We start from the raw sequence: 6,713 nt of genomic DNA, 5'->3' as shown, positions 1-6,713 counted from the left end.
GGTAACGGGCCAGGTCTTGTTGTTGCTTAACGATTCTTTTTTCAAGTTCTTCCGTATCGTTAAAATATTTCAGTTTCCATTCATCGGCCTCCTGTAAGGCAGAGCCGGAACCGTTTTCGCCAATCTGAAGTTTGGTATTTCTGCGCGAGGTTAAAAATAGATGAATAGCAAATCCAAGTGCTATAGCACCCAGGGAAAATATAATGATTTCAGCTATTCCCACGGTAATGTCGGTAACCAATAAATTCAAAAGCGTCCTCATAATGGTCGGAGTTTTCAGGGTACATCCAATTGCTGGGGCTTCCAAAGGATTTTGAGACGCAGGATTAAAAAACCACCCTTTTTAAGGTGGTTTTTCAGTATGCAAAATAGCAAGGATAACCGAATTATGCAAGCGGGTAGCGGCTTTCGAGTAAAACTACGCATTTCCACTTATCAGCCCTGAACCAGGGTACCAACCCCCTCTCCCATTACCACCCGCATCAGGTTACCCGGCTTATTCATATCAAAAACAATGATCGGCAGGTTGTTTTCCATGCAAAGCGTAAAAGCAGTCATATCCATCACTTTAAGATTTTTACTTATACAATCTTTAAACGTGATGGTATCAAATTTGGTAGCAGTGGGGTCTTTTTCCGGGTCGGCCGTGTAAATGCCGTCTACCCGGGTACCTTTCAGAATTACATCGGCTTTAATTTCAATGGCACGTAAGGAGCCGGCCGTATCTGTGGTAAAATAAGGGTTGCCGGTTCCGGCGCCGAAAATTACAATACGATGTTTTTCAAGGTGGCGGATGGCACGGCGGCGGATATAAGGTTCCGCAATCTGCTCCATTTTAATAGCACTCTGAAGGCGGGTATAAAGTCCTTCTTTTTCAAGGCCAGCCTGCAGGGCCATTCCGTTAATGACCGTGGCCAGCATGCCCATATAATCGCCATGGGCGCGTTCAATGCCGGTTTCCGCTTCATTCATTCCACGGTAAATATTGCCGCCCCCAATAACCAGGGCTACTTCCACACCGGCTGCTGCAACCGCTTTCACTTCTTTGGCATATTGAGCGATGATAGCAGAATTCAGAGGCTCGTAGCCGCTGGTTCCACCTTCACCCATCAGGGCTTCGCCCGATAGTTTTAACAGAATTCTTTTGTACTTGGGTTGCATGTGCGCTTTTTTACAGTGTGGTGCAAAGAAAGGAATTTTTATCTTTCCGTAATGATGGAAGCGGACAATGATTCAATGAAACCGGCAATCCGTATCAGCGGTTTAAATAAATTTTACGGAGCCAAACAGGTATTGAAGGATATTAACCTGTCTATTTATCCCGGCCAGGTGATAGGATATATTGGCCGAACGGCGCCGGAAAAAGTACTACGGTTAAAATTCTATGCGGATTAATTGCCGATTTCGATGGAGAAGTGCTGGTGAATGGTATTAATATCCAGCAAAACCCGGTAGCGGTTAAAAAAATGATTGGTTATGTTCCCGAACTGGCAGACCTCTACGAAGTTTTGACCCCGGTTGAATTTTTGGAACTGATGGCCGGTCTGTATCAACTGGAGCCCGCAATAAGCAGTGCCCGCATAGAAAAAATGCTGCAGGCCTTCGGGTTGGGTAACCACCAGCACCAACGGATGGACAGTTTCAGTAAAGGAATGCGACAAAAAGTATTACTCATCTCCGGCCTGCTTCATAATCCTTCCATTATTATCCTCGATGAGCCGTTGAGTGGGCTGGATGCCAACAGCGTTATCATTGTAAAAGAACTGATCAGCCAACTTGCAGAACAGGGAAAAACAATCTTTTACTGCAGCCATATGATGGATGTAGTTGAAAAAGTTAGCGACCGGATTGTATTGATCAACCAGGGCAGTATACTGGCAGATGGAAGTTTCGAAGAACTGCAGCAATTGATGGGGAAGGGCAGCCTGGAAACAATTTTTGCACAGTTAACAGCAACAGATAACCTGCGCGATGCAGCGGCAGAATTATTGGAAGCATTTCGCAATGAGGGAGAGCATCATGAATAAAATCAGCGCTTTTTTTTATTGGGTGGCACTATTACCCGGCTTCTGGTACAGGCGCATGGGCGTGGACACCCGCCAACTGGCCCTGATACTCCGCTATAAATTGATCATGGATGATCGCCGCCCGAACACCTTTCAACAAACCCAGTCCAACAAAAACAAAACCGGAATCAGCCGAGCTACCTATGGCACCATGGTTATTGCTTTACTGATGGGTTTATTAAACCTTATTGCCTTTGCCATGGGCGCTGATGAGCTCACTAATTTCACCATTTATTTTTCGCTTTTTTTATTTTTACTTTCTTCCACTCTTATAAGCGATTTCACGGCTGTATTAATTGATGTGCGCGATACGATGATTTTGCTGCCAAAACCGGTTAATGATCGTACGTTTTTAATGGGACGGATCCTGCATATTATGGTACACCTGTTCCGGATTATTGTGCCGATGTTATTGCCGGCATTGGTGTTTTTGTTCCTGGAATACGCGTGGCAGGTGGCCTTATTATTTCTTTTGCTGGCATTGCTGGCCTGTTTGCTGGCCATTTTTTTTATCAATGCCGTATACCTGCTTATTATTCGCTTTACAACCCCCGAGAAATTCAAATCGTTTATCGCCTGGTTCCAGATTGGTTTTATGGTGCTTATTTACGGCGCTTACCAGGTGTTGCCAAGAGCGGGCACCATGGAGGCAGTGCAAAGTTTTTCCGTATCGGATTATTCAATGGCAGCAATTTTTCCGCCCTATTGGTTTGCTGCGGCACTGGTAGATGGCGCGGGGTTAAATGGATCTTCTGCCTGGTGGTGGTTCTTATGGAGCCTTGGTAGCAGTATAGGAAGCGTTTGGGTGGTGGTCCGTTTTCTGGCGCCCAGTTTTAATCAGAAACTGGCCATGTTAAACGAGGGAGACAGCGGCAAGCCCCCGGGAGCGTCGTTGGAGCGTGCAGTTGCTTCCGCCGGGGATCGCCGTTTCCAGCAAGGTTATGCAGCTTCGATGGCTGCACTGCTTACAACTTCATCTATTGAAAGGGCCGGATTCCTTTTTACCTGGAAATGGGCCTTACGCAACCGGGGATTTAGAATGCGGGTTTATCCGGCAATAGGCTATATCGTGGTTTGGTTTGCAGTTAGCCTGTACCGGAATATTTTTCATTTGTCGGATGGAGACATTGCAGCTACAACAGGTGGACCAACCGTTGGCATTTTAGGGTTGATCTACCTGAGTTGTTTCATTTTTATCAGCGCTATTCAGCAAATAAGCCAGGCAGATGAGTACAAGGCTTCCTGGATCTTTTACAGTACACCGGTTTCTGCACCCGGACCAATTCTATTGGGAACCATTAAAGCCTTGCTGACACAGTTTTTCCTTCCATTGGCAGCGGTATTGCTGGTTCTTGGCATCAGCTGGCAGGGCTGGCAGAGCATTCCGAATCTTCTGCTGGGGTTTTGCAACCAGGTATTAATATCCGGTTTATTAGTATTGTTGAATTATAAAAAACTGCCTGCTTCTTTACCGGCAAATAAGGCCGCTGCTACGGGTAATTTTCTAAGGGGTTTGTCCCTGCTCCTGTTTAATGGAGGATTTGGGCTGGTGCATTATTTCATCTATTCTTTCCCCGTGGTGGTGCTGATTTCAATAGCACTGAGTGCATTATGCGTTTGGTTGATATACCGACGGATTGCCCGTGTGGGATGGTCTGAGGTGTCTGACACCTCTCTAACAGCGTTCTAACACCTGTCTGACACCTAAAAGGCTGCACGAAACCGTACAGCCTTTTGACGTAAAATTATTGGAAAGCCGTTGCTTAACCCAGCGCAACACGCTTAAATTCTGTAACTACCACATCCCCGGACTTTTTCAGGTAATCGCCTACACTCATGGCTGCGTCCTTAACAAAAGCCTGGGCGGTAAGGGTATTCTCTTTGAAGAAAGCACCCAGCTTACCAGCAGCAATTTTCTCAATCATCTCAGCAGGTTTACCAGCCATTTTAGGATCGGCAGCAACCTGGTCCGTAATGATCGCTTTTTCACGAGCAACAACATCTGCCGGAACTGCATCCGCATCAATAGCAACCGGATTCATAGCAGCAATCTGCATGGCCACATCCTTTCCAGCTTCTACTGCTTCTTTATTCATACCTACCAATACACCCATACGGTTGGCGCCATGAATATAAGAAGCCACGTAAGCAGCATCTACCCGCTCAAATTTGGAGATACCAATTTTCTCTCCGATAGAAGCCAGTTTATCATTTACCAGGTCAGCAATCTTCTGCCCGTTAATACTAACTTCATTCAGCTCTTCCACCGTTTTCACATTGTTTGCAATAGCTGCATCCATAATGCTTTGAGCAAAGGCAACAAAATCCGCATTCTTACTCACAAAATCAGTTTCACAACTTACGCAAAGCGCAATTCCGGTTTTGTTATCGGCAGTAGTTTTTGACAATACTACCCCTTCTTTTGCTTCCCGGTCGCTACGCAAAGCAGCAACCTTGGCACCTTTCTTACGCAGCCAGTCGATTGCAGCTTCAAAATCGCCATTATTCTCTGTCAGCGCTTTCCGACAATCCATCATACCTGCACCAGTAGCCTGGCGCAATTTATTGATATCCGCAGCTGTAATTGTTACAGTAGACATTGTATAGAAGTTTTAAATGTATATAGTTTAAGAGATGAATGGTAAAAGGTGAATAGTGAATAATGAATGGACCCGGAGAGCCGTATAATCATTCACTATTCACCATTCACATATTCACCCGTATTTCTTATCTGGCTCCAGTCCGTTTAGGGCTGTTTGGAACACGACGCTTGGGCGCATTGGTTCCGCGGGTACGACCACCGCGGCCAGCTTCTGCCTGTGCTTCCGCTTCCAGACGTGCAGCGCGCTTTTCATTCTCGTCATTGCTGTCTTCCACATCCGCATCTTTCGCTTCCTGCCTTTCTGCTAATCCCTCAGCAATTGCAGCTGTAATATATTCTACGATAATAGCGATCGACTTTGTTGCATCATCATTCGCAGGAATCGGGAAATCAACTTTATTCGGATCACAGTTGGTATCAACCATACCGAATGTAGTTACACCCAGGCGTTTAGCTTCGGCCAAAGCAATATGCTCATGACCAATATCAATAATGAACAAAGCAGCCGGTACACGACCCAATTGAGCAATACCACCCAGCACTTTTTCCATCTTTTCCTTATCACGTGTAAGGGTAAGACGCTCTTTTTTAGTGATATTATCCAATGTGCCATCACCCAGCATTTTTTCAATGCTCTGCATTTTCTTCACGCTCTTACGAACGGTATTAAAGTTAGTAAGCATACCACCCAGCCAACGCTCGGTAACAAAAGGCATGTTTACGCGCTGAGCACATTGTGTAGCTATTTCTTTCGCCTGTTTTTTAGTTCCAACGAACATTACTTTTTTACCACTGCGCGCAATCTGCTTCAGCGCAGCAGCAGCTTCCTGCAGACTTTCTGTTGTTTTGTTCAGGTCGATGATATGAATACCTTTCTTCTCCGCGAAGATATAAGGCAACATTTTGGGATTCCACTTCTTTTTAAGGTGACCGAAATGTACACCTGCATCAAGAAGTTGTTGTTGTAAGGATGTATTATTTTCCATCGTAGTCTTATTAATTTTTGTTTGAAGGTTGAAGCAGACAGGTTAACGTTTGCTGAACTGGTAGCTTCTACGGGCTTTTTTACGACCTGGTTTTTTACGCTCTACACCACGAGGATCGCGGGTAAGGTATCCACCTGCCTTCAGTGTAGGACGGTATTCCGCATTAACTTCCAGCAAGGCACGGGCAATACCCAGTTTTGCTGCTTCTGCCTGACCTTTCACACCACCACCGGTAGCATTGATCACGATATCAAACTTATCGAGGGCCTCAATTGCCTTTAACGGCGCTTCTACCTGGTTTTGCAGGTAAACCAGCGGAAAATATACTTTGTAATCCTTGTTGTTTATGGTGATTTTACCTTCGCCTTTGCTGAGGAACACACGTGTCACAGCTTCCTTACGACGGCCTAATCCGTTTTTTTGCTTTTCCATCTATTCGGAATTTGAGATAATGATTTTGATTAAAATTTCAGTTCTTTTGGTTGCTGTGCAGTGTGCGGATGCGTATCACCTGCATAAACAAACAATTTTTTGTACATCTTACGACCCAGGCGATTCTTCGGTAACATGCCTTTTACAGCACGCTCAATAATCACTTCCGGACGACGCTTCAACAGATCCTTGGCAACTTCCTCTTTACGGCCACCAGGATAACCACTGAAGTTTTCGTACACTTTCTGATCCAGTTTCTGACCAGTGAACTGAATTTTATCAGCATTGATCACAATAATGAAATCTCCACAATCTACATGAGGAGTGTAATACGCTTTGTTCTTACCACGAAGTACGGCCGCGATTCTGGCACACATGCGTCCTACGGTTTGATTGGTACCATCTACAACGTACCAGTTACGCTGTACGGTAGCCTCGTTCGCATGCTTGGTGGTGAAATGTAATTTGCTCATTTAAACTTAATTTAGTCCGTTACCGCCATCCCGGTAACTGGAATGATGAAATAATTCGGAGCGCAAAGGTAGGCCGATGCAATGCATTCTACCAAGATTTTTTGGANTACNAATTTTTGATATCACCATTTGCAACTAATTGATTTTCAATTAA

Annotated in this window: 9 protein-coding genes; 3 read left to right on the top strand and 6 right to left on the bottom strand. The window is 45.1% G+C overall.

Features of this window, described 5'->3' with window-relative positions; genetic code table 11:
- Both A1D16_RS17330 and pyrH read right to left on the bottom strand, forming a co-directional pair.
- Positions 1-262, bottom strand: a 262-nt coding sequence (locus tag A1D16_RS17330) for a hypothetical protein (RefSeq protein ID WP_290711819.1), incomplete at its 3' end; no start/stop codon positions are given.
- A gap of 173 nt (positions 263-435) precedes the next feature.
- A complete protein-coding gene (gene pyrH, locus A1D16_RS17325) occupies positions 436-1,161 on the bottom strand; it encodes a UMP kinase (RefSeq protein ID WP_290711817.1) in 726 nt (241 codons plus the stop codon).
- A gap of 51 nt (positions 1,162-1,212) precedes the next feature.
- Between pyrH and A1D16_RS17320 the strand changes: the two genes are divergently transcribed.
- Genes A1D16_RS17320 through A1D16_RS17310 form a run of 3 tightly spaced genes read left to right on the top strand, consistent with a single transcriptional unit; the run spans position 1,213 to position 3,756 of the window.
- A complete protein-coding gene (locus tag A1D16_RS17320; RefSeq protein ID WP_290711815.1) occupies positions 1,213-1,395 on the top strand; it encodes a hypothetical protein in 183 nt (60 codons plus the stop codon).
- Positions 1,338-2,027, top strand: coding sequence for an ABC transporter ATP-binding protein (locus A1D16_RS17315; protein WP_366206985.1), 690 nt, complete (start codon positions 1,338-1,340; stop codon positions 2,025-2,027). The genes A1D16_RS17320 and A1D16_RS17315 overlap by 58 nt, the downstream gene beginning before the upstream one ends.
- Positions 2,005-3,756 (top strand): hypothetical protein, encoded by a 1,752-nt coding sequence (locus tag A1D16_RS17310; protein ID WP_290711813.1) that lies wholly within the window; start codon positions 2,005-2,007, stop codon positions 3,754-3,756. The genes A1D16_RS17315 and A1D16_RS17310 overlap by 23 nt, the downstream gene beginning before the upstream one ends.
- Before the next feature lie 73 nt (positions 3,757-3,829).
- On the opposite strand, the gene tsf is transcribed toward A1D16_RS17310, so the two are convergent.
- The 4 genes from tsf to rplM form a co-directional block, all read right to left on the bottom strand.
- Positions 3,830-4,666, bottom strand: coding sequence for a translation elongation factor Ts (gene tsf / locus A1D16_RS17305; protein WP_290711811.1), 837 nt, complete (start codon positions 4,664-4,666; stop codon positions 3,830-3,832).
- Positions 4,667-4,793: 127 nt separating this feature from the next.
- On the bottom strand, positions 4,794-5,654 hold the full coding sequence (gene rpsB / locus A1D16_RS17300) for a 30S ribosomal protein S2 (protein ID WP_290711809.1): 861 nt from the start codon (positions 5,652-5,654) through the stop codon (positions 4,794-4,796).
- Positions 5,655-5,696: 42 nt separating this feature from the next.
- Positions 5,697-6,086: a 30S ribosomal protein S9 gene (gene rpsI / locus A1D16_RS17295; RefSeq protein WP_290711806.1), complete on the bottom strand. Its 390-nt coding sequence runs from the start codon at positions 6,084-6,086 to the stop codon at positions 5,697-5,699.
- A gap of 29 nt (positions 6,087-6,115) precedes the next feature.
- A complete protein-coding gene (gene rplM / locus A1D16_RS17290; protein ID WP_290711804.1) occupies positions 6,116-6,559 on the bottom strand; it encodes a 50S ribosomal protein L13 in 444 nt (147 codons plus the stop codon).
- Positions 6,560-6,713 lie beyond the last annotated feature (154 nt).

Origin of the sequence: Flavihumibacter sp. CACIAM 22H1 (genome assembly GCF_001601815.1) — a bacterium.
GTDB lineage: Bacteria > Bacteroidota > Bacteroidia > Chitinophagales > Chitinophagaceae > Flavihumibacter.
Note: the sequence above shows the minus strand (reverse complement) of the source record. Positions and strands in the feature narration are given on the sequence as shown.